Source organism: Bradyrhizobium sp. GCM10028915 (assembly GCF_042666195.1).
GTDB classification, from domain to species: domain Bacteria; phylum Pseudomonadota; class Alphaproteobacteria; order Rhizobiales; family Xanthobacteraceae; genus Bradyrhizobium; species Bradyrhizobium canariense_D.
Genome location: NZ_JBHTFN010000043.1, coordinates 268,086 through 289,129, shown reverse-complemented (window position 1 = coordinate 289,129; position 21,044 = coordinate 268,086). Strand labels below are relative to the sequence as shown.

The following is a 21,044-nucleotide window of genomic DNA, read 5'->3' as shown; positions in this document are numbered from 1 at the left end:
ATGCCCGTATGGACCACGAAAAGGTCAACATCCTCCTCGTCGACGACCAGCCGGCCAAGCTGCTCGCCTATGAGGTGATCCTGAAGGATCTCGGCCAGAACCTCGTGATCGCCTCATCCGGTCGCGAGGCTCTGGAGGTGCTGCTCAAGACCGAGATCGCGGTGATCCTGGTCGACGTCTGCATGCCCGAGCTCGACGGCTTCGAGCTCGCCGCGATGATCCGCGAGCACCCGCGCTTCCAGAAGACCGCGATGATCTTCATCTCGGCCATTCAAGTCAGCGACATCGACCGCCTGCGCGGCTACGAGATGGGCGCCGTCGACTACGTCCCGGTGCCGGTCGTGCCGGAGGTGCTACGCGCCAAGGTCAAGGTGTTTGCAGAGCTCTATCGCAAGACGCGCGAGCTCGAACGGCTGAATCAGGACCTCGAGGACCGCGTGCGTGCACGCACCGCCGAGCTTGAGAATTCCACAGCAAAGCTGCGCGAGAGCGAAGAGCGGCGCAGCATGGCGATCGCCGCCGGCAAGATGGGCTCCTGGGACTGGGACTGGATCACCGGCGACTGGATGTGGGACGAGGGACAATACCGCATCTTTGGTGTTGGCCCGGAGAGCTTCGAGGTGAATCCGGCCAACGTTCAGGCGCTGTTGCATCCGGATGACGTCGATCAGTTGCGCAAGGCGATCGCCGAATTCAACAAGGGCACGCGCTCCTATGAAACGGAGTTCCGCATCGTGCGGCCCGACGGCGATGTGCGCTGGTGTGTCGGCACGGCCGCCGCCACGGTTGACGATAGCGGTCGGGTCATGCGCGTCAGCGGCGTGACGGTGGACATCACCGAACGCAAGCGCGCCGAGGAACGGCAGACTCTCCTGGCGCGGGAAGTCGATCATCGCGCCAAGAATGCGCTGGCGCTGGCGCAATCGATCGTGCGCCTCACCCGCGCCGACGAGGTCAAAGCCTATGTCAGCGCCGTCGAGGGACGCATCAATGCACTGGCGCGCGTGCACACGATCCTGTCGCTATCGAGCTGGCAGGGCGCCGAACTCTCGAAGCTGATCGACGAGGAGCTTGCGCCCTATTCCCTCGGCGGCCAGATCAAATTGGCGGGGTCGGAAGTTCAGTTGCTGCCGGCAACCGCCCAGACGCTGGCGCTGGCGCTGCATGAGCTTTTCACCAACTCGGCGAAATATGGCGCGCTCTCGACGCGGACGGGACGGCTCGCAATCGGCTGGCAGGTCGAGGACGAGCTGCTCACGCTGACCTGGGAGGAATCCGGCGGCCCGCTCGTCATGACGCCGAAATCCCGCGGCTTTGGTACGCGGAGCCTGCTTGCGAGCGTCGAGTCCCAGCTCGGCGGGCAGGCGCGATTCGATTGGCGCGCCGAGGGTCTGCTGTGCCGGCTCGAGGTGCCGTTGGTCCGCAAGACTGCCGCGACGACCGCGCCCGGCAACTTCGAAGCCGCCAGCTCCGCCGAATTGCAGCGCGCTTCCGGCTAACCGGAGGCCGCGCTCTTCCTGCGCTGCGTCGTTTGCGGCTCGCGCGCGACCCGTCCTTCGAGCCAGGCTTCCGTTTGGGCGAGATCGCGCAGAGCCTTGGCATAGCGGCACGCCGCGCTTCGCTCCGCGCCGCGGGGCAGCTTGCGCGCTTTGCGGAGGATGTCCGCAGCGGCGTTACGATAAGCCAGAGAGCGATAGAGAAAGACCACCTTACCCATATCGAATGTTCCCGTGTTGCGCGCTCATTCTCGCCCACCCGGCATGAACGTCGGATGAAGCGGACGATGACAATTCCTTCATGCGGGTGGAACCGGCGAGTGTCGCAGGCGTTGCATGCGAGATTGGGATAGAGTTCCATGCGCGCGAAGAAGTCGTCTGACCTGATCTCTCCCAGCGGGCTCGTCAAGCTGATGACGCACGCGATGATGGGCGCAGCCTTAGGACTCGCTTTCAGCCTCTTGCTCGTGCTGTCCAATCCCGGCGTCGCCAATTTGCTGAGTCACGGCGGAAGGCAGGCCGTGGTCGTTTTCGCCCTCACCTTGGTGACGACGTTCGCGATCGGCGCGACACTGACCGGCGTCGTATTCATCCTCGCCGAGGACAAGCAATCTTGAACTATGCGTGCTTTACCGGAATTTCTTCGTTCGGAACTCCTGCGACGAATGGCAGTTGGCTGCCTGCGTCAATTCAACTCAGGGAGTTCCCGCAGATGAAGACCACCAAGCTCGCTCTTGCCGTGATGTTGGCAACCGGCCTCGCCGCCGCACCGTTCGCCGTGCAGGCCAAGTCGCATAAGGCAAAACACGGATCATCGATGTCATCGTCGCAGACCACCACGGGCGCCAACACCAAGTCCTCCAAGGGTGTTGATCCCTCCGGTCAGGGCGGCTCCGGCCCCGGCTCCGACCAGGGCGGCACCATGACGAACAACAAGGCCGGTATGAGCAACACCAAGTAGGCGTTCGGCGAAAACACGAAGGCCCCGCGATCGCGGGGCCTTTTGCTTTGGTATTCGAACAGACTTCTCTCGGGCCGCTTCGTCAACATGCGGTATCGACGAGCCCCGCACCTCGCGTTGCGCGCAGGCTTCAGCTACGATGGCTGCCCAGGATGTCAGGATGAACGCCTGCAGGATCTGACTTCACCAGATGGTCGAGTCGTGCGCGCTTGCGCGCGATCAAGAGCTGGGCCGCGGCGTCGTCGAGCCCCTCGCGTTGCAGCTGCCGGATGGCAGAGCCCAGTTCGAGAATCTCGGCGCGCAGCTTTAGAATCCGGTATGCATCCGGGTCTTCCTCCACCGTGCGCTCCCAAGGCTCTCAGCGGCGCGCGATCACGCGCAGAGGACTACCTGATGTCTTCGCGGAACGAAGGCGCATCCTATCGCGGACATTCGGCAGGACATCGCCGCCACCTGCAGCCTTCCATTCGCCGATCAGCAGATTGATTTTCCGGCGCAGATCCATCTGCGCCAGGGCCTTCTCCGTGCAGTCCCGATCGCGCTCGACAAGCTCGCGTACGGCCGCCTCGACATCGGCCATTTCCAGCCTCAAGGCGCTGATTTTACGTCGAATTTCATTAATTTTGTTGTCCATGACTTGTTAGAACAAAATAAGAACATATAGTCAAGTCACGATTTCAGAAGGGAGAAGCGACATGCAGGTTGAAGGTAAATACGATGCCAAGTCTTTCCTCACCGAGCAGATGACGCGGGCGCAGGGCCTCCGGCTGAAACGGCTGAGCGAAGAGGCGTATCAGCCCGCGCAATACGCGCGGGATCTGTCCTCCAGCGAGGCAGCACGGCGCATTCAGGTGCTGGAAGCGGAGATCGAGCTGGCGGATTCGTTCTAGGCTAGGTCGCCCATCCGGAACGTTGCTTGCGCTTTCGGAACCATGCCTGTCCCGGATTGTTTTCCCAGGCCAAGGGAGAACATGCATGGCACGCAAGGCAAAGAAGCGCCGCTACTCGCGCAGCTCCGGCAGCGATGTCGAAGGCGAGATGAAGCGCTACAAGAAGGGGACCGCGAAAAGCGGACCGGGCGGTCGAGGCGGACGCGTGAAGAGCCGCAAGCAGGCAATCGCGATCGGCCTGTCGAAAGCGCGCAAGAAGGGCAAGAAGGTCCCGAAGAAGGCCGCGAAACGAAAGACGTCCAAGAAGACGTCAAAGAAGACATCTCGGAAAACATCCAAGAAGACTTCGAGAAAGAGTTCGAAGAAGACGTCGAAGCGCAAATCCTCCAAACGGTCGCGCTGACCTCAGTCAGATCATGCTGCCCGGCATGAAGCAGCGGATCGAAACGCCGAACGCGGTCTTCACCGGCCACACCATGGTGCGGCCGGCCCGGTTCGGCTCGGTGATCACGGCTTCGTCCGGTACCTCGACCCACTCGCCGTCGAGCCGCACGCGGTAATGTCCATTGTGCGAGTCCCAATCGGGATCGGCGACCGCAAACCCATCCGCATCCGAGCAGCACGGACCGAGATGGCTGCGCAGGCCGTCGAACCACGGCTTGAGAGGTGAGTCCGCGTAGCGGCCGTCGTCGCGCCCGAGAGCGTTTCCACCCCATAGCACGAGTGGCGCTACCAACGGCGCCACAAGCAGCGCACTTCTCAGCGAGAGCTTCAATCGATCCATGTCGGCACCGATCAAATACGAATTGCCGGCCGGCTCAGCGGCGGCAAGTTCGAAGTTCCACGCTTGCAATCGTCGGCGGCTTCATTGCCGCCGAGTCTGTACGAGATCCGCAAATGTGATGAGCGAACACGGCTTTTTCGGACGAAACCGGGTCATCCTCCCTGCCGTTAACGAGAATGTTATCGGCGATCTGCGGAAATCCTGAAGGCGAACGGGAAAGGCGGCCAGAAGGCCGCCTTTTTGGAGTTGCGCCGATCGACGTTCGCCTTATGCGAGCGGCACCGCGACGAACCGGGTCGCCTGTGCGCTTCGGACCTGCAGCAGCACGCTGCGCTTGCCGGACGATTTCGCCTGCGCCAGTTCCGAACGGACATCGCCGATATTGGCGACGGCCTTGCCGCCCACATTGAGGATGACGTCGCCGGTCTGGATGCCGCGTTGCGCGGCCGGCCCTTGCGGATCGACTTCAGTGACGACGACGCCCTTCTGGCCGGCGCCCTGCACGTCGCCGGCCGGAGCCAGGCTGAGCCCCAGACGCGGCGGCATGCCGGCATCTGGCTGCGACTTGCCCTCGTCGGCCCTAGCCTGCCGCTCGTTCGGCAACTCGCCAAGCGCCAGTGTCACCGTCTTGCTGTCGCCTTTGTGGACGACATCGAGCTTCACGGACGTGCCGGGCGCCAGGGTGGCGATGGTGCGGGCGAGATCGCGGGAATCCTTGATCGCGGTGCCGTTGACGGCGGTGATGACGTCGCCCGCCTCGATGCCCGCCTTCGCCGCCGGGCTGCCGTCCTGCGGATTGTCGACGATCGCGCCGCGCGCCTCCTTGAGGCCCAGACTGTCGGCGATATCCGACGTCACCGGCTGCACCTGGACGCCGAGCCAGCCGCGTGTGACCGCGCCCTTGTCCTTCAACTGTGCGACGACGAGCTTTGCGGTCGAAGCCGGAATGTCGAAGCCGATGCCGACCGAGCCGCCGGAGGGCGAGAAGATCGCAGTGTTCACGCCGATCACGTTGCCATTCATGTCGAAGGCCGGGCCGCCGGAATTGCCCTTGTTGATCGGCGCGTCGATCTGGATGAAGTCGTCATAGGGACCATTGCCGATGTCGCGGCCGCTGGCCGAGACGATGCCGGCGGTCACGGTGCCGCCGAGGCCGAAGGGATTGCCGACCGCGACCACCCAGTCGCCGATACGCGGCTTCTGGTCGGAGAATCTGACGAACGGAAAATCCTTCTTGCCCTCGACCTTGATCAGCGCGAGATCCGTTTTCGGATCGGTGCCGACCACTTTCGCGCTGTAGATGGTGCCGTCGTCCATCGTCACTTGCACCGATTCGGCGTGATCGACGACGTGGTTGTTGGTCACGGCATAGCCGTCGGCGGAGATGAAGAAGCCGGAGCCCTCACCCGTGATCATCTGGCGGCGCTGGCGCGGCATGCCCTCCATGCCCCCCGGGCCGCGGAAGCCGAATTGCCGCGAGAACTGGTCGAACGGCGTCGCCTCGTCCGAATCCATCCGGTTCTGTTGCAGCATCGCGCTCTTATCATTGTCCTGGTCGATCCTGACCCGCACCGAAATGACGGCGGGTTTGACCTTGCTGACGAGGTCGCCGAAGCCCGGCGGTGTCGCGGCGGTCTCCGCGGCCTGGGCGGGCGCAATGAAGGAGGTCGCGCTGAACGGCGAAGAGCCGGGAGCAGTCGCCAGCACGGCCACGCCAAGCGCGGCCACGGTGCCGAGCAGCGCGAGCCGGCGCGGCCTCAGGACCTTGCGGGACGTTGTGGTGTCGGAATTGACGTGATCGCTCATGTCGATATGTCCATGTTGGGTAAGTCGCCTTGCACCCAACATGGTGGTCGCCACCTTACAGCGTCCCGTCCACGCGATTAAATCTTGGCAAAGTAGCCGGGCCGGCGATACGGCCAAAGGTCAAGGCTGCACGTTTGATGCAGCTCAACGCGGGCCATGCGCACCGTGGAAGACTGCGGCCACCGGATGATGTCCATCGGAGGCACGTCATGTACAAAGACATTCTCGTCCACATCCCCACCGAGCGGCCGATCCGCCCGGTGATCGACGGCTCGATCTCGCTCGCAGCGGGCCTCAACGCCCATCTCGATGCAGTTGCGGTTGGCTATGTGGCAACCAGTGCGGCCTATATCATGGAGGGCGGCGCTGCGGTGGCGGCGGTGTTCGAGATGGAGCGCGAGAGTGCAGTGGAGCGGGCCGAGGCGGCGCTCGCGGTATTCAAGAGCAAAGCGATGAACGCCGGCATTTCCTACACATGCCACCCACTCGGGGCGATGCCGGGGGATGCGGTCGGCTTGCTCGGCGAGATGGCGCGGCTGCACGATCTCAGCATCGTGCTCCAGCCGGATCCGGCGCAAGGCTCACTCGACAACGATGTGCCCGGCGAGATCCTGTTCCAGGCGGGTGGCCCGGTGCTTTTCCTGCCCTACACCTTCCATGGAGCGTTCAAGGCGAAACGGATCGGCATCTGCTGGGATGGCAGCCGCCTCGCCGCGCGCGCTATGCGCGACGCCTCACCATTCCTGGCCCGCGCCGAGGAGATCGTGATCATTGCGATCAACGAAACAGATATGGTTCCCGAGGAAGTCTCGACGCGCAATCTGGCAAGGCATCTCGGCCGGCGCGGACTGTCGACCCACACGGTCAACCTGTCGGCGGCGCGCTCTGACATTCAGCCGACCATGCTGTCGCTGGCAGCCGATGAGAACCTGGATCTTCTGATCATGGGCGGCTACGGCCATTCGCGTTTGCAAGAACGGTTCCTCGGCGGCGTCACCCGCGCCATGCTGGAAGCCATGACCGTCCTGACGCTGATGTCGCATTAATCGAGGGCTTATCCAGGTCGGGCCGGTCACAAGCCTTGTCGTTCGGGCTGACAACCGCGTCTTGAGCGGTGCCGGCGTCGGCAAGTTCAGGTCATATTCGAACAAGTTGGACCGTCACGCCGCGGCGGGTCTCTCCCACGCCGTGGCCTCGACGCCGTCCTCGTCTTGTTGCGCATTGCACGCGTCGAAATGCGCCTTGAGTTCGACTTCGGCGAGATGTTCGAAATGTTCGGCCTGGCCGAGCAGTTCCCAGCTCTGGAGCGGCCGGTAGGCGGCCTGCTGACGACAGAGGGACGCTAGCGCGCGGTAGCGACGTACGTTGTCCATGAGACCCTCCCTCGCATTCACAGAGCTTATTGCCCTTATTTGCGTCAGGGCGATGGCGGTTGTGCAAAAGATTTGCTGCGCCCGCCGCGCGCTGGACTCGCTTGTTTCTAGGCAAACGCGTATCGAGGCGAAAGTTCCAATCAGCGCGGACTCAACGCTTCGGACCTTACCGCAGGCCAAGGCTAGGGTTGTGGGTCATCCTCGTATATCTGCAGTGCAAAGGGGCACGCCCCGGCACACCCCATTACGGTGCCGGCTCGCCCGCCTGTATCCGGCAGTCTACCGGATGAGCGCGGGCTCACCGGCACGCATTGTCTGCGCCGAACTATGTTGCAGCATCGGAACCCTGCCGGCTTCCGCAGCGGCGCGGATGGCCGCGATGTTGCCGGCATAGTCCGCGCTGCTCTTGCCGCGAAACACGGCGGAGCCCGCTACAAGCGTATCGGCGCCCGCAGCGGCCACGGCGGCGGCATTGTCGCGCGTGATGCCACCGTCAACCTCGAGTCGGATCGGCCGGTCGCCTATCATGCTTCGAATACGCCCGATCTTCTCGAGTTGGGATTCGAGGAAGGACTGGCCGCCAAAGCCCGGATTGACCGTCATCACCAGGACGAGGTCGAGGCGATCGAGCACATATTCGATCGTGCTTTCGGGAGTCGCGGGACACAGGCTGACGCCGGCTTTCTTGCCGAGCGCGCGGATGGCCTGGAGCGAGCGATCGAGGTGCGGACCGGCTTCGGCATGCACCGTGATGACATCCGCGCCGGCCTTCGCGAACGCTTCGAGATAGGGATCGGCGGGCGCGATCATGAGATGCACGTCGAACATTTTCTTCGTCAGCGGCCGGATCGCCCTGATGACGTCCGCGCCATAACTGATGTTCGGGACGAAATGCCCGTCCATGACGTCGCAGTGAATCCAGTCGGCACCCGCCGCATCGATCGCCACGATCTCCTCGCCGAGGCGGGCGAAATTCGCAGCCAGGATTGACGGCGCGATGAGGATTTCTCTCGTCATGGCTTCGCACTCCCCTGCGCGTCCGCACCGCCGCTGAAGACGCGGCTCGCCAGGACGTCCATGGGATCGATCGTTTCGAGGTCGGCGATATCGAGCATGCGGTCGAGATCGGACACCAGCCGATCGGCCTGCCGCAGGCGGATGCGGTCGACGGCGTTGCGGATCGAGCGCGCATTGGAGAAGAACGGCTGGGTCCGACGTAGCGCGATGTATTTCTCGAACGCCTCGCGCGCCGCCGCCGAGAGGCGATAACCCCGTTCCTTCAGCATCAGCTCGGCGATGACGAGCAGCTCGGCTTCCGCATAGTCCGGAAAGTCGATGTGATGCGCGATCCGCGAACGGAAGCCGGGATTAGAGGCAAAGAAGCTCGTCATCCGCTCGCCATAGCCGGCAAGGATCACGACGAGGTCCTCGCGCTGGTTTTCCATCACCTGGAGCAGGATCTCGATCGCCTCCTGGCCGTAGTCGCGCTCGTTGTCGGGACGGTGCAGATAATAGGCCTCGTCGATGAACAGCACGCCGCCCATCGCCTTCTTCAGGATCTCCTTGGTCTTCGGCGCGGTGTGGCCGATATACTGGCCGACCAAATCGTCGCGCGTCACCGAGATCACCTGCCCGCGCCGCACGAAACCGAGGCCGTGCAGGATCTTTGCCATGCGCAGCGCGACCGTCGTCTTGCCGGTGCCGGGATTGCCGGTAAACGACATATGCAGCGTCGGTGGCGACGAAGCCAATCCCGCACGCTGCCGGATACGTTCGATCAGCAAGAGCGACGCGATCTGGCGCACGCGGCTCTTCACCGGCTTCAATCCGATCAGCTCCTGCTCGAGCTGCTGCAGCGTGCCCGTGATTCCAGCCTCTTCGGCCTCCTTGCGGAGATCGAAACTGGTCTCGCCGGGCTCAGTGGTCATGGCGTGGGGAACATCCAGCATCGGCACCTCGAAGAAAAGGGCTTCGCCGCGGGGGAGCGGCGAAGCAGTGGTCCGCCAAGGAAACGGAGCAGGGAGTGCTCCGCGCGGAGGAGAATGACTTAGGTTGGTGCGTGCGCGAGCTGCCGGCGCACGGTGGTGTAGCGGATCGCGCGTCCGCTCACCTCCTGCCGCACCAGCTCGAACTCGGCTTCCTGCGGCGGGCGGTTGACGATGAACGAGATCCGCACCGATTCCCAGCCATGGCTGGAGTCGAAGCCGCTGAGGCGGATGTATCGGTCGCCATACACTCTGCGGCATTCGGCGAGCTCCATCATCACGCCGGCGGCGTCCTGGAGATCGAACATCGGCAGGCCCCACATCTCCCAATAGGTGTTGCGGGGATGCGGATCGTCGGTGAACTCGATGTTCACCGCCCAGCCGTTGGTCAGGCAATACTGCACCTGCTTGGTGATCTGGTCGTCGGTCAGATCGGGCAGGAATGAGAAGCAGCCTTGGGTCAGCTTCATGTCAAATCTCCTCAAACGGTTTCGAGCGCGGTCGGCACGAAGTCCGGCGTGTCGGTGGATTCATAATTGAAGGAGACGTCCTTCCAAACCTCAAGTGCAGCTTTCAGCGGCGTACAGGTCTCGGCCGCCCTGGCCAGGATCTCCGGTCCTTCGTGGACGTAGTCGCGGCCCTCGTTGCGGGCGAGGATCATCGCTTCCAGCGCCACACGGTTGGCGATCGCGCCGGCCGCGATGCCCATGGGATGGCCGATGGTGCCGCCGCCGAACTGGAGCACGACGTCCTCGCCGAGCAGGTCGAGCAGCTGGTGCATCTGGCCGGCATGGATGCCGCCGGAGGCGACCGGCATCATCTTGTTCAGGCTCGCCCATGACTGGTCGAAGAACAGGCCGTGTTCGAGCTTGGCCGGGTTGAAGTCTTCGCGACAGACATCGTAATAGCCGCGCGTGGTGTTGGGATCGCCTTCGAGCTTGCCGACCACGGTGCCGGCATGGATGTGATCGACGCCGGCGAGCCGCATCCACTTGGCGATGACGCGGAACGACACCCCATGGCTTTTCTGCCGCGTGTAGGTCGAGTGACCGGCGCGATGCAGATGCAGGATCATGTCGTTGCGGCGCGCCCATTTCGCCATCGACTGGATTGCGGTGTAGCCGATCACGAGATCGATCATGACGATGCAGGACCCGAGCTCCTTCGCGAACTCGGCGCGCTCGTACATATCCTCCATGGTTCCCGCGGTGATATTCAGGTAGGTCCCCTTGGCCTCACCGGAGGCCGCCTGCGCCCGGTTCACCGCCTCCATGCAATAAAGGAAGCGGTCGCGCCAGTGCATGAACGGCTGCGAGTTGATGTTCTCGTCATCCTTGGTGAAGTCGAGCCCGCCCTTCAGCGCCTCGTAGACCACGCGACCGTAATTGCGGCCCGAGAGGCCGAGCTTAGGCTTGACGGTCGCGCCGAGCAGCGGCCTGCCGAACTTGTCGAGCCGCTCGCGCTCGACCACGATGCCGGTGGCCGGTCCCTGGAACGTCTTCACATACGCGACCGGGAAACGCATGTCCTCCAGCCGCAGCGCCTTCAGTGGCTTGAAGCCAAATACGTTGCCGATGATCGAGGCCGAGAGGTTGGCGATCGAGCCCGGCTCGAACAGGTCGAGGTCATAGGCGATGTAGGCGAAGTACGAGCCCGGCGTGCCCGGCACCGGATCGACGCGGTAGCATTTCGCGCGATACTTCTCGGCGGCGGTCAACCGATCGGTCCACACCACCGTCCAGGTCGCGGTCGAGGATTCGCCGGCGACTGCGGCTGACGCCTCGATCGGATCGACGCCCTCTTGCGGCGTGACGCGGAACAGCGCGATGACGTCGGTGTCCTTGGGCACGTAGTCGGGCTCCCAATAGCCCATGCGCTTGTATTCCATCACGCCCGATCGATATCTTTCCTTGCCGCGGACGGTTCCTGCATGTGCATTCATGGCTCTCTCCTGCTCTTCTCTCTCTGAATGATTAGGCCGCGACGGGCTCGCGGGCGTCGACGCGCGGATCGAGATCGCCGGCGCGGTAGCGCCGCGCCATCTCGCTCAAGGGAACGACCTTGATACCGCTGGCGTGGCCTGCGGTGCCGAACTGCTCGAAGCGCTCGCGGCAGAGCTCGCGCATCGCATCCATGGCGGGCTTGAGAAATTTGCGCGGATCGAACTCGGAGCGCGTTTGCGCGGCCACTTTCCGGAACACCGCGGTCATTGCCAGCCGGCAGTCGGTGTCGATATTGACCTTGCGCACGCCGCTCGTGATGCCGCGGACGATCTCCTCGACCGGCACGCCCCAGGTCTGCGGCATCTCGCCGCCAAACTGGTTGAACATGTCCTGGAGGGGCTGCGGCACAGAGGAAGAGCCGTGCATCACGAGATGCGTGTTCGGCAGCCGGCGATGAATCTCCTCGACCACCCGCATCGCCAGAATGTCGCCGTCCGGCTTGCGGCTGAACTTGTAGGCGCCGTGCGAGGTGCCCATCGCGATCGCGAGCGCATCGACTTTGGTGGCGCGGACGAAGTCGACCGCCTGGTCGGGATCCGTGAGCAACTGATCATGGCTGACCGTGCCTTCGACGCCGTGACCGTCCTCCTGCTCGCCGCCCCCATGCTCGAGCGAGCCGAGCACGCCGAGCTCGCCTTCGACGGAGGCACCGACCCAATGCGCGAGATCGACGACGCGGCGGGTGATCGCAACGTTGTAGTCGTAGTCGGCCGCGGTCTTGGCGTCGGCCTTGAGCGAGCCGTCCATCATCACCGAGGTGAAGCCATGGGCGATCGCGGACGCGCAGGTCGCCTCGTCATTGCCATGGTCCTGGTGCAGGCAGAGCGGGATGTCTGGATAGGTCCGCTCCAGCGCATCGATCATGTGCGAGAGCATGAGGTCGCCGGCATAGCTGCGCGCGCCGCGCGAAGCCTGGATGATGACGGGCGCGTCGACCTCGGCCGCCGCCTGCATGATCGCGATGCCCTGCTCCATGTTGTTGATGTTGAACGCCGGCACCGCGTAGCCGTGACTGGCGGCGTGGTCGAGCAGCTGACGAAGAGTGATACGGGCCACGACAAATCCTCCTGTTATTGCTTGCCGGCGCGGGCCATCGCCCGCCGGGCGGCTTCCGCAACGCCTTGCGGCGTGATGCCGAATTCGCGGTAGAGCACCGGGGCCGGCGCCGAAGCGCCGAAGCCGCGCATGCCGACGAATTCGCCCTCGGTGCCGATCCAGCGGTGCCAATCGCCGACGACTGCCGCCTCGATGCCAACCCGCGGCGCGGTGCCGAGCACAGCGGCGCGGTAATCCTCCGGCTGCTCCTCGAACAACGCGAAGCAGGGCGCGGAGACCACGGCCGCACGGACGTGCTCGGTAGCGAGCAGGCGGGCCGCCTCCAGCGCAATAGACACCTCCGAACCCGTTGCGATGAGCGTCACGTCGCGGCCACCGTCCGGCGAAACGATCAGATAGGCGCCGCGTGCGACGCGGTTCCTCCCGCGGACATCGCTGCGGAAGGTCGGCAGCGCCTGACGGGACAGGCACAGCACGGAGGGACGATTTTCAGCTTGGAGCGCGCAGTCCCATGCTTCCAGCGTCTCAACCGCGTCGGCCGGCCGGAAAACAAGCAGGTTCGGAATGACGCGGAGCGCTGCGAGATGCTCGACCGGTTGGTGCGTGGGGCCGTCCTCACCGAGGCCAATGGAGTCATGGGTCATCACATGAATGACGCGGATCCGCATCAAGGCCGCAAGGCGGATCGCCGGCCGGCTGTAATCGGAGAACGCGAGGAAGGTGCCGCCATAGGGAATGAAGCCCCCGTACAGCGCGAGGCCGTTCATCGCGGCCGCCATGCCATGCTCGCGGATGCCGTAATGGATGTAATCGCCGGCGAACGCGTCGCGCTTGACCGGGGTCTGCGCCTTGGCATGCGTCAGGTTCGAATGCGTGAGATCCGCCGAGCCGCCGACAAATCCGGGAATCGTCTCGGCGATGCCGTCGAGCACCTGTTGCGACGCCTGCCGCGTCGCGAGCTTCGGACGCTCGGTGGCAAAGCGCTCGCGCAATTTCGCCGAGGCCTGGGCATAGGCGTTCGGCAGGGCAACCGCCTTGCCCTCGATAAACAGGTCGCGCTGCTCGGGCGTCGCGCATTCATAGCGATCGAGCCAGGCGAGACGCTCGACCTGCCCGCGCTGCCCGATCATCCGCCATGCTTTCAGGATCGTGACAGGCACCACGAAGGGCTGATAGTCCCAGCCGAGCGTTCGCCGCGCCGCGGCCGTCTGCTCCGTGCCGAGCGGCGCGCCATGCGCCTTCTCGGTGCCCTGACGATCCGGCGCGCCGAAGCCGATGATGGTGCGGCAGGCGATCAGCGACGGTCTTGTGCTCTCACGCTCCTCGGCAATCGCCTGCGCAACTGCTTCGGGATCGTGCCCGTCAACACCGCGCACCGACCAGCCGGAGGCAGCGAAGCGCGCGAGCTGGTCATCGGAGGTCGCAAGCGAGGTCGGGCCGTCAATGGATATGCCGTTGTCGTCGAACAGCACGATCAGGCGGCCCAGCCCGAGATGCCCGGCGAGCGAGATCGCTTCCTGGCTGATGCCTTCCATCAGACAGCCGTCGCCGGCGATGACGTACGTGAAATGATCGACGAGGCCGTCGCCATGTTGCGCATTGGCCATGCGCTCGGCGAGTGCCATGCCGACCGCGGTCGCAATCCCCTGCCCCAGCGGACCGGTCGTCGTCTCGACGCCCGGCGTATGGCCGTATTCCGGATGGCCCGGCGTCTTCGAGCCCCATTGCCGGAACGCCTTGATGTCATCGAGGCTGACGTCGCCGCCGGTGAGATGGAGCAATGCATAGAGCAGCATCGAGCCATGGCCCGCCGACAGCACGAAGCGATCGCGATCCGGCCAATGGGGGTGAGCCGAGTCGAACTTCAGGAAGCGCGAGAACAGCACGGTGGCGACATCGGCCATGCCCATGGGCAGTCCGGGGTGGCCGGACTGCGAAGTCTCGATGGCGTCGACCGCGAGGAAGCGGACGGCGTTGGCGAGATCGCCATGCGATACCGCCGTGAGGTCAGCGTCGGCGTGGACGGAGATGTTCATCGGATCCTCCCCTCGTTCACTTCAGGTTTCGCTTACGCTCGATCAGCTGCATGATCAGCGGCGTCAGGATCAGCTGCATCGCAAGATCGAGTTTCGCGCCGGGACACACGATCGAATTGGCACGCGACATCCAGCTTTGCGGCAGCATCGAGAGCAGATAGGGGAAGTCGATGCCGCGCGGGTTCTTGAAGCGGATCACGACCATCGACTCGTCCGGCGTCGGGATCCAGCGCGCGATGAACGGATTGGAGGTGTCCACCGTCGGCACACGCTGGAAGTTGATGTCGGTCTCGGAAAATTGCGGGCAGATGTAGTGGATGTAATCGGGCATCCGCCGCAGAACGGTGTCGGTAACGGCCTCGGTCGAATAGCCTCGCGCACTGCGGTCGCGGTGCAGCTTCTGGATCCATTCGAGATTGATAACGGGCACGACGCCGATCTTGAGGTCGGCATAACGCGCGACGTTGACCTTGTCGGTAACGACAGCACCGTGCAGGCCCTCGTAGAACAGAAGGTCGGAGCTCTCCGGCAGCCGTTTCCATTCGGTGAAGGTGCCGGGTGCGGCGCCATGCAGCGCGGATTCCTCGGCGTCGTGGACGTAGTGCCGCGTCGTCGCCGTGCCGGTCTCGCCATAGTCGCGGAACGCCCGCTCCAGCTCCTCGAACAGATTGGTCTCGGGGCTGAAATGGCTGAAATGCCTGTTGCCGCGATCGGCCTCCTTCGCCATCTGCGTGCGCATTTCCGCGCGATCGTAGCGATGGAAGGCGTCGCCTTCGATGTAGGCGGCGTTGACCCTCTCGCGGAAGAAGATCTGCTCAAAGGTCTTCTTGACCGACGTGGTGCCGGCGCCGGAAGAGCCGGTGATGGAGATGATCGGATGCTTCCTGGACATCGGGGCGCCTCGCTCAGAGCCGGAAGAAGCCGCGCCGCGCGAACAGCGGTGCGGAGACGCTGGCGACCAGCAAGGGATCGCAATGCAGTTCCTCGACGCGCTGCACCTCGTTGTTCGAACCCATGATCAGCGGCACGCGTTGATGCAGGCTCTGCGCCGAGAGTTCGAGGATACGCTCGCGCCCGGTCGAAGCCGAGCCGCCGGCCTGCTCGACGATGTAAGCCATCGGATGCGCCTCGTAGACGAGGCGCAGGCGGCCGTCGCCATAGCCAGGCCGTGCATCGGAGGGATAGAGGAACACGCCGCCGCGGGTAAGGATGCGATAGGCCTCGGCCACCAGCGAGCCGACCCAGCGCATGTTGAAATTGTGGTTGGCCTGCCCTTCCACACCGGCGAGGCATTCGTCGACGAAGGCGCGCACCGGCTGTTCCCAATGCCGGCGGTTCGAGGCGTTGATCGCGAACTCCTCGCAGGTCTCGGAGATTTGCACGGCGCTACGCGCGAGACGGAAGCAACCGGACCCGCGGTCAAGCGTGAAGATGTCGACGCCCTCGCCGAGCGTCAGCACCAGCGAGGTCTGCGGGCCGTAGGTGACGAATCCCGCCGCGAGCTGCGCCGAGCCGCGCTGATGGAAGGCGAGCGCGAGATCGTCGGGCGCGGGCAGGATCGAGAAGATCGTGCCCACGGTCATGTTGATGTCGATATTGGAGGAGCCGTCGAGCGGATCGATCGCGACGCAGATCTTCGCCGCGCGGTCACCGATCTGCGGTTCACGCATCTCCTCCGACGCCAGTGCCGCGATCGGCAGCTTGCCGAGACAGCGGCGCAGGATCGCATCCGCCTGCACGTCGAGATCGCGCTGCACGTCACCGTCGCTGTTGCGGCCGGTGGTCAGGCCCGACGCATCCGCAAGGTCTCCCGTGGCGATAAGATCGGCGATCTCGATCGCGGCCGCCGCGATGGCATCGACCGCGGCCGCTACGGCCAGCGCATGCGGCGCCGTCTCGGAATACCGCTGAAGGTGGTCGTCCAGCCTGAGTTGCCCGGTCATCTGCGTCCATCCCTTTGCAGGCGCCGCATCCAGTTCCCTCCTCGCTGGGAGGTCGGTGCGGTCAGTGCCAACAACGACGAGATTGACAGAGGCGGCTTAATAAGGAAAATTTCTATTCATAATGAGGGCTAAAGAATTATCTTATAATGTCCATTCGGCGGCACAGCTCCGGCATCTCACGATCCGGCAGCTTCGCTCGCTTGCGGCGCTCTCGGCAAAAGGCAGCGTCACGGCAGCCTCGACCCAGCTCGGCCTGACGCAGCCGGCCGTGACCCAGCAATTGCGCCAGCTGCAGGATCTCGCCGGACTGCCGCTGCTGCAGCGGACCGGCGACGGCATGCTGCTGACGGAAGCCGGCAAGGAGGTGCTGGCGCTCGCCGAGCGCGTCGAGGCCGCAATCGCGGACTGCCAGGGTTCGCTCGACCTGCTTGCGGGGCGAACCGGCGGCACGGTGCATCTCGGCGCGGTCTCGACCGCGAAATATTTCGTGCCGCACGCGATCGCGGCATTCTCGAAGCGGTATCCGAAGATCGAGATCAAGCTCACGGTCGGCAATCGCGAGGAGATCCGCGGGGCCATGCACGGCTACGACCTCGACTTCGCGGTGATGGGTCGGCCACCGGCCGATGTCAGCGTCGACGTCCGGCAGCTCGGGCGCAATCCGCACATCATCGTCGCGCGCAAGGGGCACTGGCTGGAGAAGGATTCCGGCCTCAACCTCACCGACCTCGTGCACGAGACCTTCCTCACCCGCGAGCCCGGCTCGGGGACGCGGACACTGATGGAAGGCATGTTCCAGAGGTCGGATCTTGAGCCGATCATCGGCATGGAGATGAGCAGCAACGAGACCATCAAGCAGGCGGTCATCGCCGGGCTCGGCATCGCCTTCATCTCGGCCCACACCGTGGCGCACGAGCTCACCGAGGGCCGGCTGATCGTGCTCGACGTCGCGGGCCTGCCGATCGTGCGGCAATGGTACGTGATCCGCCGCAGCGACAAGGTGCTGTTGCCGCCGGCGCAGGCGATGTTCGATTTCTTGGGATCGGAGGGGTCGAACTATCTTCCCGACGTGCCCGAATTCGGCGCGCGATAGCCCGTCGAAATTCAGCCCATCAGCTTCATCGCGACCGTAGCCGCGAGAATGACGATGATCTGGAGCAGGCGCTCGGTCGTGAAGATGCGGTTGAAGGTGGTCATCGCTTGCCCCGGCCGAATTGGGATGTCTCGGTCGGGACGTTGCTAGCACAGACGGGCGACGAGATAACTCCGTAATCGCCCCGTGTTTTCCGTGCACGACCCGACGACCGGCCCTTCGGCGGGCCGGCGCAAGGCCGCGCCGATGGTTAACGATCAGGCCGCGCGTGTAGGGGCGTAGTCCATCCGCGCGGCGAAATAGGCTTCCAGCTCCAGCAGCGCCCGCGCTTCCCAATCCTTCGCCTGCTCGAGCAGCGACCAGCTCTGGTCCGGGCGGAATGCAGCGGTCTGGCGATAGAGCGATGCGATACCGCGGTAGCGGCGCACGTTCTCCAAGATGGCGTGACCGGTGATTTGGCCGTTCATGTCCGAAAACTCCCTCGTCATTCCCGAGGGAGAAATTGCGGCCAAATCTTTTTCGAAAAGTTAGCGCCGCACAGCAAGCGTGCGAATGGTTTCCGGACTGTTGCCCGCGCGCAACGTGCGCGGCCGCACAAGGCCGATCTATTGCGAATTCGTCGCCGCGCTCTCGCCCCGCGGCTTCAACCCACCGCGGCTGATGATCTCGCGGCAGAGATCGGCAAGGCCGATCACCAGCACGGCGAGCAGGCAGAACAGCTTGATGGAATCGGCATGCGCGCTGGTCAGCGAATTGAACTCGAAGAAGGGCGGCATGAATGCCCACCATACCAGCGGAATGGTGAGTAGTGCGGCGAACGCCGCCGCCGGTGCGCCCGCAATAATGCCGAGCACGAACAGGCTGGGCAGGAACGCCGCGAAATAGAGTTTTGCGCCGAGCGCGACACAGCCGCCCTGGAGCGCAGCCGACATTGCGACAACGATGAATCCAAGCAGAAACGCCTGCCACGACCATGGTCGTACCCGCGGTACGCCAACCAGCCCCGCACGCCTCATCAGCCTCCCCCTGCCGCCCGTTAACCAGGCTCGCTTGCGACCAAAGTACTACAGCGGCAGGGAAACTGCGAGGTGGAAATTGCCGACCCGGCGGCCTTGGTAAACGGGCCGGATCGCTAATTGGAGCAACCAGCCCCTACTCGGTGGCCGCATAGACCAGGCCTGCGACGGGCAGCGCGAGGCCAAAGGCCGATGCGAGCGTCCAGCCGCCTTGTGCAAACGCCCACGCGCCGACCGCCGAGCCCGCCGCGCCCGCGGTGAAGAAGGTCGCCATGTAGAGACCGTTCAGGCGGCTGCGGTGCTCATGCCCCAGCGCGAAGATCGCGCGGAAGCCGAGCACGACGTTGCCCTGCACGCCGATGTCGATCGCGATCGCAGCCACGACCAGGCAGGCGAGGTTCAGCACCGATCCGGGCGCGCCGACATGCGTAATCAGGAATCCTACGGCCGCGAGTAGCAGCGCGACCAGCGTGGCCATGCGGCTATGGCCGCGATCGGCAAGCCGTCCCGCGATCGGGGCTGCGAACACGCCGGCGACACCGGCAAGCGCGAACAGCGCGATGCCGCGCTGGGTGAAGCCGAATTCGCTCGCGAGCAGCAGCGGCGTCACGGTCCAGAACAGGCTGAAGGCGCCGAACAGGCTGGCCTGGTACAGCGCGCGGCGGCGCAGCAGCGGCGTGGTCCGCACCAGATGGAGCATCGACAGCAGCAACTCGCCGTAATGCATCCGCGCGACCGGCCTGCGCTTCGGCAGCGTCATCCAGAGTACCGCTGCGAGCACGATCATCAACGCGGCCGAGCAGAAGAACACTGCATGCCACGACAGCATCGCCGTGACGAAACTCGACACCGGCCGCGCCAGCATGATGCCGAGCATCAGGCCGGTCGAGACGTTGCCGACGACGCGGCCGCGAATGGCTGCCGGCGCAAGATGCGCCGCATAGGGAATGATGATCTGCACCGCGACCGAGCCGAGTCCGATGAACAACGCGGCGATCAGGAAGGGCAGCGCGTGGGACGCGAACCCCGCGGCGAGCAGGGCTGCCGCGCCGAGCGTGATGACGGAGCAAATCAGGGTACGGTTCTCGACGAGGTCGCCGAGCGGGACGATGAAGAGAAGCCCCACGCCGTAGCCGATCTGCGTCATGGTGACGATCAGTCCCGCCGCTTCATGCGACAGGCCGAGCGCGGCGCTGATCGGGGCGATCAGCGGCTGGGCGTAATAGATGTTGGCGGCGACCATGCCACAGGCCGCGGCAAGCACGAAGGTCAGTCGCTGCGACACCGCATCCGGATCCGGCGCGGTCTCGATCGTGGCATTCATCGTCATTCACAGGCTCTCCAGATATCGGAAACGGTCGTTTCCTAATATGACAAAAAATTCAGGCGAGCAGCTTCATCGCGACGGCGACCAGGCGCTTGCCGTCGAGCGAAAGGCCCGCCTTGCCGACCACGCGCAGGCCTTGCGTGATGCAGATCATCAGGCGCGCGGTGTCGGCGGCGGCGACATGGCGGGGAATCGAGCCGTCGGCCTGCCCCTCGCGAATGAGGCCGGCGATGAAGCCTTCGTTGGTCTCGAGCCGCGCGCTGACGAGGGCGGCGACCACCGGATCGACCGCGGACAATTCGACCGCGCTGCCGACCACGAGGCAGCCGCGCCGCCCCTCGCTGCCCTGGGAATGCTCTACATACGACAGCAGCATGTTGCGCAGCCGCTCGCGGCCATTGTCGCCTTTTGCCGCCGCGCTGCGCGTCTGCTCCTGGCGCAGCGCGGCGTAGCGCTCGAAGGCGGCGAGAAACACCGCATGCTTGTCGCGAAACGCCTTGTAGACGCTGCCGGTCGCCAGCCGCATCGCCGCGGTGAGATCGCCGATCGAGGTGGCATGATAACCGCGCTCGGAAAACACGCGGACGGCCCTGTCGAGCGCGGTGTCCATGTCGAACTCCCGGGGACGGCCAGGCGGACGGCCAATGGGCGGGGATTTGCGGGCCGCTTTTTGCATTGCAGGATAATAGGGAATGTTTGTTTCCAAACAAAGACACTTGGTTGTGATTGGGGCGGTAGGGCCACTAACTCCGGCGTCGCCCCTGGCCAAGGCCAGGACCCATTATCCCAGGGAAGGGGTTGGGCGGACATTCGTTCGGTGGGATTGATATCGCCTTAAATCGATAGACCTCGCGGTATGGGTCCTGGCCTTCGCCACGACGACATTTGAGGTTGTTATGCCTGACTGCCGGGCATCGCCACGGCGCAGGCCACATCGCGGTCCTGCGCACATTTCAACTTGCAGACATGCCTTCTCATCCTCGCGGCTGATTCCGCCCGAGCTTTGCTTCGTCGCTTCACCCTCTTGTCCAAGAGGGCGCAGGGAAGGCCGGGTGCCGGCTGGCACCCGCGGTCCGCTGCGCGAAAATGTAGCGCAAGGAAACCGCACAGCAGCATACAGGTGTAGCCAATCACTCGGCCTTCCCTGCGCGATGGTTGGACGGCTTATGCCGTGCTCTCCCGGGAGCCGAGTTCCTGCTGGCCTCCCTCACCCCTGCGAAAGTCACCGGCACCGCGCCGGTTGACGCGGATGCCGCATTCGCAAGAGCTTGACCA

25 protein-coding genes are annotated in these 21,044 nt (G+C 64.4%); 7 read left to right on the top strand and 18 right to left on the bottom strand.

Annotated features, from left to right (window positions below; translation table 11 throughout):
- Nucleotides 1-8: 8 nt before the first annotated feature.
- A complete protein-coding gene (locus ACFQX9_RS19635; RefSeq protein WP_085352570.1) occupies nucleotides 9-1,499 on the top strand; it encodes an HWE histidine kinase domain-containing protein in 1,491 nt (496 codons plus the stop codon).
- Here the strand turns inward: ACFQX9_RS19635 and ACFQX9_RS19630 are convergent.
- On the bottom strand, nucleotides 1,496-1,717 hold the full coding sequence (locus tag ACFQX9_RS19630; RefSeq protein ID WP_018456200.1) for a hypothetical protein: 222 nt from the start codon (nucleotides 1,715-1,717) through the stop codon (nucleotides 1,496-1,498). The genes ACFQX9_RS19635 and ACFQX9_RS19630 overlap by 4 nt on opposite strands.
- A 138-nt stretch (nucleotides 1,718-1,855) precedes the next feature.
- Between ACFQX9_RS19630 and ACFQX9_RS19625 the strand changes: the two genes are divergently transcribed.
- Both ACFQX9_RS19625 and ACFQX9_RS19620 read left to right on the top strand, forming a co-directional pair.
- Entirely contained in the window at nucleotides 1,856-2,113 is a 258-nt protein-coding gene (locus tag ACFQX9_RS19625; protein WP_018456199.1) for a hypothetical protein, read from the top strand.
- A 95-nt stretch (nucleotides 2,114-2,208) separates the two neighbouring features.
- On the top strand, nucleotides 2,209-2,457 hold the full coding sequence (locus ACFQX9_RS19620; protein ID WP_377790136.1) for a hypothetical protein: 249 nt from the start codon (nucleotides 2,209-2,211) through the stop codon (nucleotides 2,455-2,457).
- A 130-nt stretch (nucleotides 2,458-2,587) separates the two neighbouring features.
- Here the strand turns inward: ACFQX9_RS19620 and ACFQX9_RS19615 are convergent, their stop codons facing one another.
- A complete protein-coding gene (locus ACFQX9_RS19615) occupies nucleotides 2,588-2,797 on the bottom strand; it encodes a hypothetical protein (protein WP_039799669.1) in 210 nt (69 codons plus the stop codon).
- Between the two features lie 18 nt (nucleotides 2,798-2,815).
- On the bottom strand, nucleotides 2,816-3,037 hold the full coding sequence (locus tag ACFQX9_RS19610) for a hypothetical protein (RefSeq protein ID WP_018456196.1): 222 nt from the start codon (nucleotides 3,035-3,037) through the stop codon (nucleotides 2,816-2,818).
- A 115-nt stretch (nucleotides 3,038-3,152) separates the two neighbouring features.
- Here ACFQX9_RS19610 and ACFQX9_RS19605 point away from each other — a divergent pair, with 115 nt between their 5' ends.
- Together ACFQX9_RS19605 and ACFQX9_RS19600 are read left to right on the top strand one after the other, a co-directional pair.
- Nucleotides 3,153-3,347, top strand: coding sequence for a DUF3072 domain-containing protein (locus ACFQX9_RS19605; RefSeq protein WP_377790133.1), 195 nt, complete (start codon nucleotides 3,153-3,155; stop codon nucleotides 3,345-3,347).
- An 85-nt stretch (nucleotides 3,348-3,432) separates the two neighbouring features.
- Nucleotides 3,433-3,750, top strand: a complete 318-nt coding sequence (locus ACFQX9_RS19600) for a DUF6496 domain-containing protein (protein ID WP_018456194.1) — start codon at nucleotides 3,433-3,435, stop codon at nucleotides 3,748-3,750.
- A 6-nt stretch (nucleotides 3,751-3,756) separates the two neighbouring features.
- On the opposite strand, the gene ACFQX9_RS19595 is transcribed toward ACFQX9_RS19600, so the two are convergent.
- Nucleotides 3,757-4,131, bottom strand: coding sequence for a hypothetical protein (locus ACFQX9_RS19595; protein ID WP_026233103.1), 375 nt, complete (start codon nucleotides 4,129-4,131; stop codon nucleotides 3,757-3,759).
- A 267-nt stretch (nucleotides 4,132-4,398) separates the two neighbouring features.
- A complete protein-coding gene (locus tag ACFQX9_RS19590; RefSeq protein ID WP_377790131.1) occupies nucleotides 4,399-5,937 on the bottom strand; it encodes a Do family serine endopeptidase in 1,539 nt (512 codons plus the stop codon).
- Nucleotides 5,938-6,146: 209 nt separating this feature from the next.
- On the opposite strand from ACFQX9_RS19590, the gene ACFQX9_RS19585 reads away from it, so the two are divergent.
- Nucleotides 6,147-6,983, top strand: coding sequence for a universal stress protein (locus tag ACFQX9_RS19585; RefSeq protein ID WP_377790129.1), 837 nt, complete (start codon nucleotides 6,147-6,149; stop codon nucleotides 6,981-6,983).
- A 114-nt stretch (nucleotides 6,984-7,097) separates the two neighbouring features.
- Here ACFQX9_RS19585 and ACFQX9_RS19580 read toward each other — a convergent pair whose 3' ends face one another.
- The 9 genes from ACFQX9_RS19580 to ACFQX9_RS19540 form a co-directional block, all read right to left on the bottom strand.
- Entirely contained in the window at nucleotides 7,098-7,310 is a 213-nt protein-coding gene (locus tag ACFQX9_RS19580; protein WP_018456190.1) for a hypothetical protein, read from the bottom strand.
- A gap of 279 nt (nucleotides 7,311-7,589) precedes the next feature.
- Nucleotides 7,590-8,327 (bottom strand): ribulose-phosphate 3-epimerase, encoded by a 738-nt coding sequence (rpe, locus tag ACFQX9_RS19575; RefSeq protein WP_018456189.1) that lies wholly within the window; start codon nucleotides 8,325-8,327, stop codon nucleotides 7,590-7,592.
- On the bottom strand, nucleotides 8,324-9,259 hold the full coding sequence (gene cbbX / locus ACFQX9_RS19570) for a CbbX protein (RefSeq protein WP_018456188.1): 936 nt from the start codon (nucleotides 9,257-9,259) through the stop codon (nucleotides 8,324-8,326). Before cbbX ends, rpe begins: the two co-directional genes overlap by 4 nt.
- A gap of 98 nt (nucleotides 9,260-9,357) precedes the next feature.
- Nucleotides 9,358-9,765 (bottom strand): ribulose bisphosphate carboxylase small subunit, encoded by a 408-nt coding sequence (locus ACFQX9_RS19565; RefSeq protein ID WP_018456187.1) that lies wholly within the window; start codon nucleotides 9,763-9,765, stop codon nucleotides 9,358-9,360.
- An 11-nt stretch (nucleotides 9,766-9,776) separates the two neighbouring features.
- On the bottom strand, nucleotides 9,777-11,237 hold the full coding sequence (locus ACFQX9_RS19560) for a form I ribulose bisphosphate carboxylase large subunit (protein ID WP_085352576.1): 1,461 nt from the start codon (nucleotides 11,235-11,237) through the stop codon (nucleotides 9,777-9,779).
- Between the two features lie 31 nt (nucleotides 11,238-11,268).
- On the bottom strand, nucleotides 11,269-12,354 hold the full coding sequence (gene fba / locus ACFQX9_RS19555; protein ID WP_018456185.1) for a class II fructose-bisphosphate aldolase: 1,086 nt from the start codon (nucleotides 12,352-12,354) through the stop codon (nucleotides 11,269-11,271).
- A gap of 14 nt (nucleotides 12,355-12,368) precedes the next feature.
- Nucleotides 12,369-14,390, bottom strand: coding sequence for a transketolase (gene tkt, locus ACFQX9_RS19550; protein WP_018456184.1), 2,022 nt, complete (start codon nucleotides 14,388-14,390; stop codon nucleotides 12,369-12,371).
- A gap of 16 nt (nucleotides 14,391-14,406) precedes the next feature.
- Nucleotides 14,407-15,282: a phosphoribulokinase gene (locus ACFQX9_RS19545; protein WP_018456183.1), complete on the bottom strand. Its 876-nt coding sequence runs from the start codon at nucleotides 15,280-15,282 to the stop codon at nucleotides 14,407-14,409.
- A 13-nt stretch (nucleotides 15,283-15,295) separates the two neighbouring features.
- Nucleotides 15,296-16,333 carry a class 1 fructose-bisphosphatase gene (locus tag ACFQX9_RS19540; RefSeq protein WP_018456182.1) on the bottom strand — a complete coding sequence of 346 codons (1,038 nt, stop codon included), beginning with the start codon at nucleotides 16,331-16,333 and terminating at the stop codon, nucleotides 15,296-15,298.
- Between the two features lie 121 nt (nucleotides 16,334-16,454).
- Here ACFQX9_RS19540 and ACFQX9_RS19535 point away from each other — a divergent pair, with 121 nt between their 5' ends.
- A complete protein-coding gene (locus ACFQX9_RS19535; RefSeq protein WP_377790125.1) occupies nucleotides 16,455-17,426 on the top strand; it encodes a LysR family transcriptional regulator in 972 nt (323 codons plus the stop codon).
- 257 nt (nucleotides 17,427-17,683) lie between these two features.
- On the opposite strand, the gene ACFQX9_RS19530 is transcribed toward ACFQX9_RS19535, so the two are convergent.
- From ACFQX9_RS19530 to ACFQX9_RS19515, 4 genes are all read right to left on the bottom strand, one after another.
- The gene (locus ACFQX9_RS19530; protein WP_018456179.1) at nucleotides 17,684-17,893 is read right to left on the bottom strand and encodes a hypothetical protein; all 210 of its coding nucleotides are present in this window, start codon (nucleotides 17,891-17,893) and stop codon (nucleotides 17,684-17,686) included.
- 138 nt (nucleotides 17,894-18,031) lie between these two features.
- The gene (locus ACFQX9_RS19525) at nucleotides 18,032-18,442 is read right to left on the bottom strand and encodes a hypothetical protein (protein ID WP_026233102.1); all 411 of its coding nucleotides are present in this window, start codon (nucleotides 18,440-18,442) and stop codon (nucleotides 18,032-18,034) included.
- Between the two features lie 136 nt (nucleotides 18,443-18,578).
- Nucleotides 18,579-19,772, bottom strand: coding sequence for an MFS transporter (locus tag ACFQX9_RS19520; protein WP_018456177.1), 1,194 nt, complete (start codon nucleotides 19,770-19,772; stop codon nucleotides 18,579-18,581).
- A 52-nt stretch (nucleotides 19,773-19,824) separates the two neighbouring features.
- Nucleotides 19,825-20,445, bottom strand: a complete 621-nt coding sequence (locus ACFQX9_RS19515) for a TetR/AcrR family transcriptional regulator (RefSeq protein WP_039799656.1) — start codon at nucleotides 20,443-20,445, stop codon at nucleotides 19,825-19,827.
- Nucleotides 20,446-21,044 lie beyond the last annotated feature (599 nt).

Excerpts from the sequence above, each read along its gene's own strand:
- ACFQX9_RS19635 (WP_085352570.1), top strand. The coding sequence starts at position 9 with ATGGACCACGAAAAGGTCAACATCCTCCTCGTCGACGACCAGCCGGCC.
- ACFQX9_RS19630 (WP_018456200.1), bottom strand. The coding sequence starts at position 1,717 with ATGGGTAAGGTGGTCTTTCTCTATCGCTCTCTGGCTTATCGTAACGCC.
- ACFQX9_RS19625 (WP_018456199.1), top strand. The coding sequence starts at position 1,856 with ATGCGCGCGAAGAAGTCGTCTGACCTGATCTCTCCCAGCGGGCTCGTC.
- ACFQX9_RS19620 (WP_377790136.1), top strand. The coding sequence starts at position 2,209 with ATGAAGACCACCAAGCTCGCTCTTGCCGTGATGTTGGCAACCGGCCTC.
- ACFQX9_RS19610 (WP_018456196.1), bottom strand. The coding sequence starts at position 3,037 with ATGGCCGATGTCGAGGCGGCCGTACGCGAGCTTGTCGAGCGCGATCGG.
- ACFQX9_RS19605 (WP_377790133.1), top strand. The coding sequence starts at position 3,153 with ATGCAGGTTGAAGGTAAATACGATGCCAAGTCTTTCCTCACCGAGCAG.
- ACFQX9_RS19600 (WP_018456194.1), top strand. The coding sequence starts at position 3,433 with ATGGCACGCAAGGCAAAGAAGCGCCGCTACTCGCGCAGCTCCGGCAGC.
- ACFQX9_RS19595 (WP_026233103.1), bottom strand. The coding sequence starts at position 4,131 with ATGGATCGATTGAAGCTCTCGCTGAGAAGTGCGCTGCTTGTGGCGCCG.
- ACFQX9_RS19590 (WP_377790131.1), bottom strand. The coding sequence starts at position 5,937 with ATGAGCGATCACGTCAATTCCGACACCACAACGTCCCGCAAGGTCCTG.
- ACFQX9_RS19585 (WP_377790129.1), top strand. The coding sequence starts at position 6,147 with ATGTACAAAGACATTCTCGTCCACATCCCCACCGAGCGGCCGATCCGC.
- ACFQX9_RS19580 (WP_018456190.1), bottom strand. The coding sequence starts at position 7,310 with ATGGACAACGTACGTCGCTACCGCGCGCTAGCGTCCCTCTGTCGTCAG.
- rpe (WP_018456189.1), bottom strand. The coding sequence starts at position 8,327 with ATGACGAGAGAAATCCTCATCGCGCCGTCAATCCTGGCTGCGAATTTC.
- cbbX (WP_018456188.1), bottom strand. The coding sequence starts at position 9,259 with ATGCTGGATGTTCCCCACGCCATGACCACTGAGCCCGGCGAGACCAGT.
- ACFQX9_RS19565 (WP_018456187.1), bottom strand. The coding sequence starts at position 9,765 with ATGAAGCTGACCCAAGGCTGCTTCTCATTCCTGCCCGATCTGACCGAC.
- ACFQX9_RS19560 (WP_085352576.1), bottom strand. The coding sequence starts at position 11,237 with ATGAATGCACATGCAGGAACCGTCCGCGGCAAGGAAAGATATCGATCG.
- tkt (WP_018456184.1), bottom strand. The coding sequence starts at position 14,390 with ATGAACATCTCCGTCCACGCCGACGCTGACCTCACGGCGGTATCGCAT.
- ACFQX9_RS19545 (WP_018456183.1), bottom strand. The coding sequence starts at position 15,282 with ATGTCCAGGAAGCATCCGATCATCTCCATCACCGGCTCTTCCGGCGCC.
- ACFQX9_RS19540 (WP_018456182.1), bottom strand. The coding sequence starts at position 16,333 with ATGACCGGGCAACTCAGGCTGGACGACCACCTTCAGCGGTATTCCGAG.
- ACFQX9_RS19535 (WP_377790125.1), top strand. The coding sequence starts at position 16,455 with ATGAGGGCTAAAGAATTATCTTATAATGTCCATTCGGCGGCACAGCTC.
- ACFQX9_RS19530 (WP_018456179.1), bottom strand. The coding sequence starts at position 17,893 with ATGAACGGCCAAATCACCGGTCACGCCATCTTGGAGAACGTGCGCCGC.
- ACFQX9_RS19525 (WP_026233102.1), bottom strand. The coding sequence starts at position 18,442 with ATGAGGCGTGCGGGGCTGGTTGGCGTACCGCGGGTACGACCATGGTCG.
- ACFQX9_RS19520 (WP_018456177.1), bottom strand. The coding sequence starts at position 19,772 with ATGACGATGAATGCCACGATCGAGACCGCGCCGGATCCGGATGCGGTG.
- ACFQX9_RS19515 (WP_039799656.1), bottom strand. The coding sequence starts at position 20,445 with ATGCAAAAAGCGGCCCGCAAATCCCCGCCCATTGGCCGTCCGCCTGGC.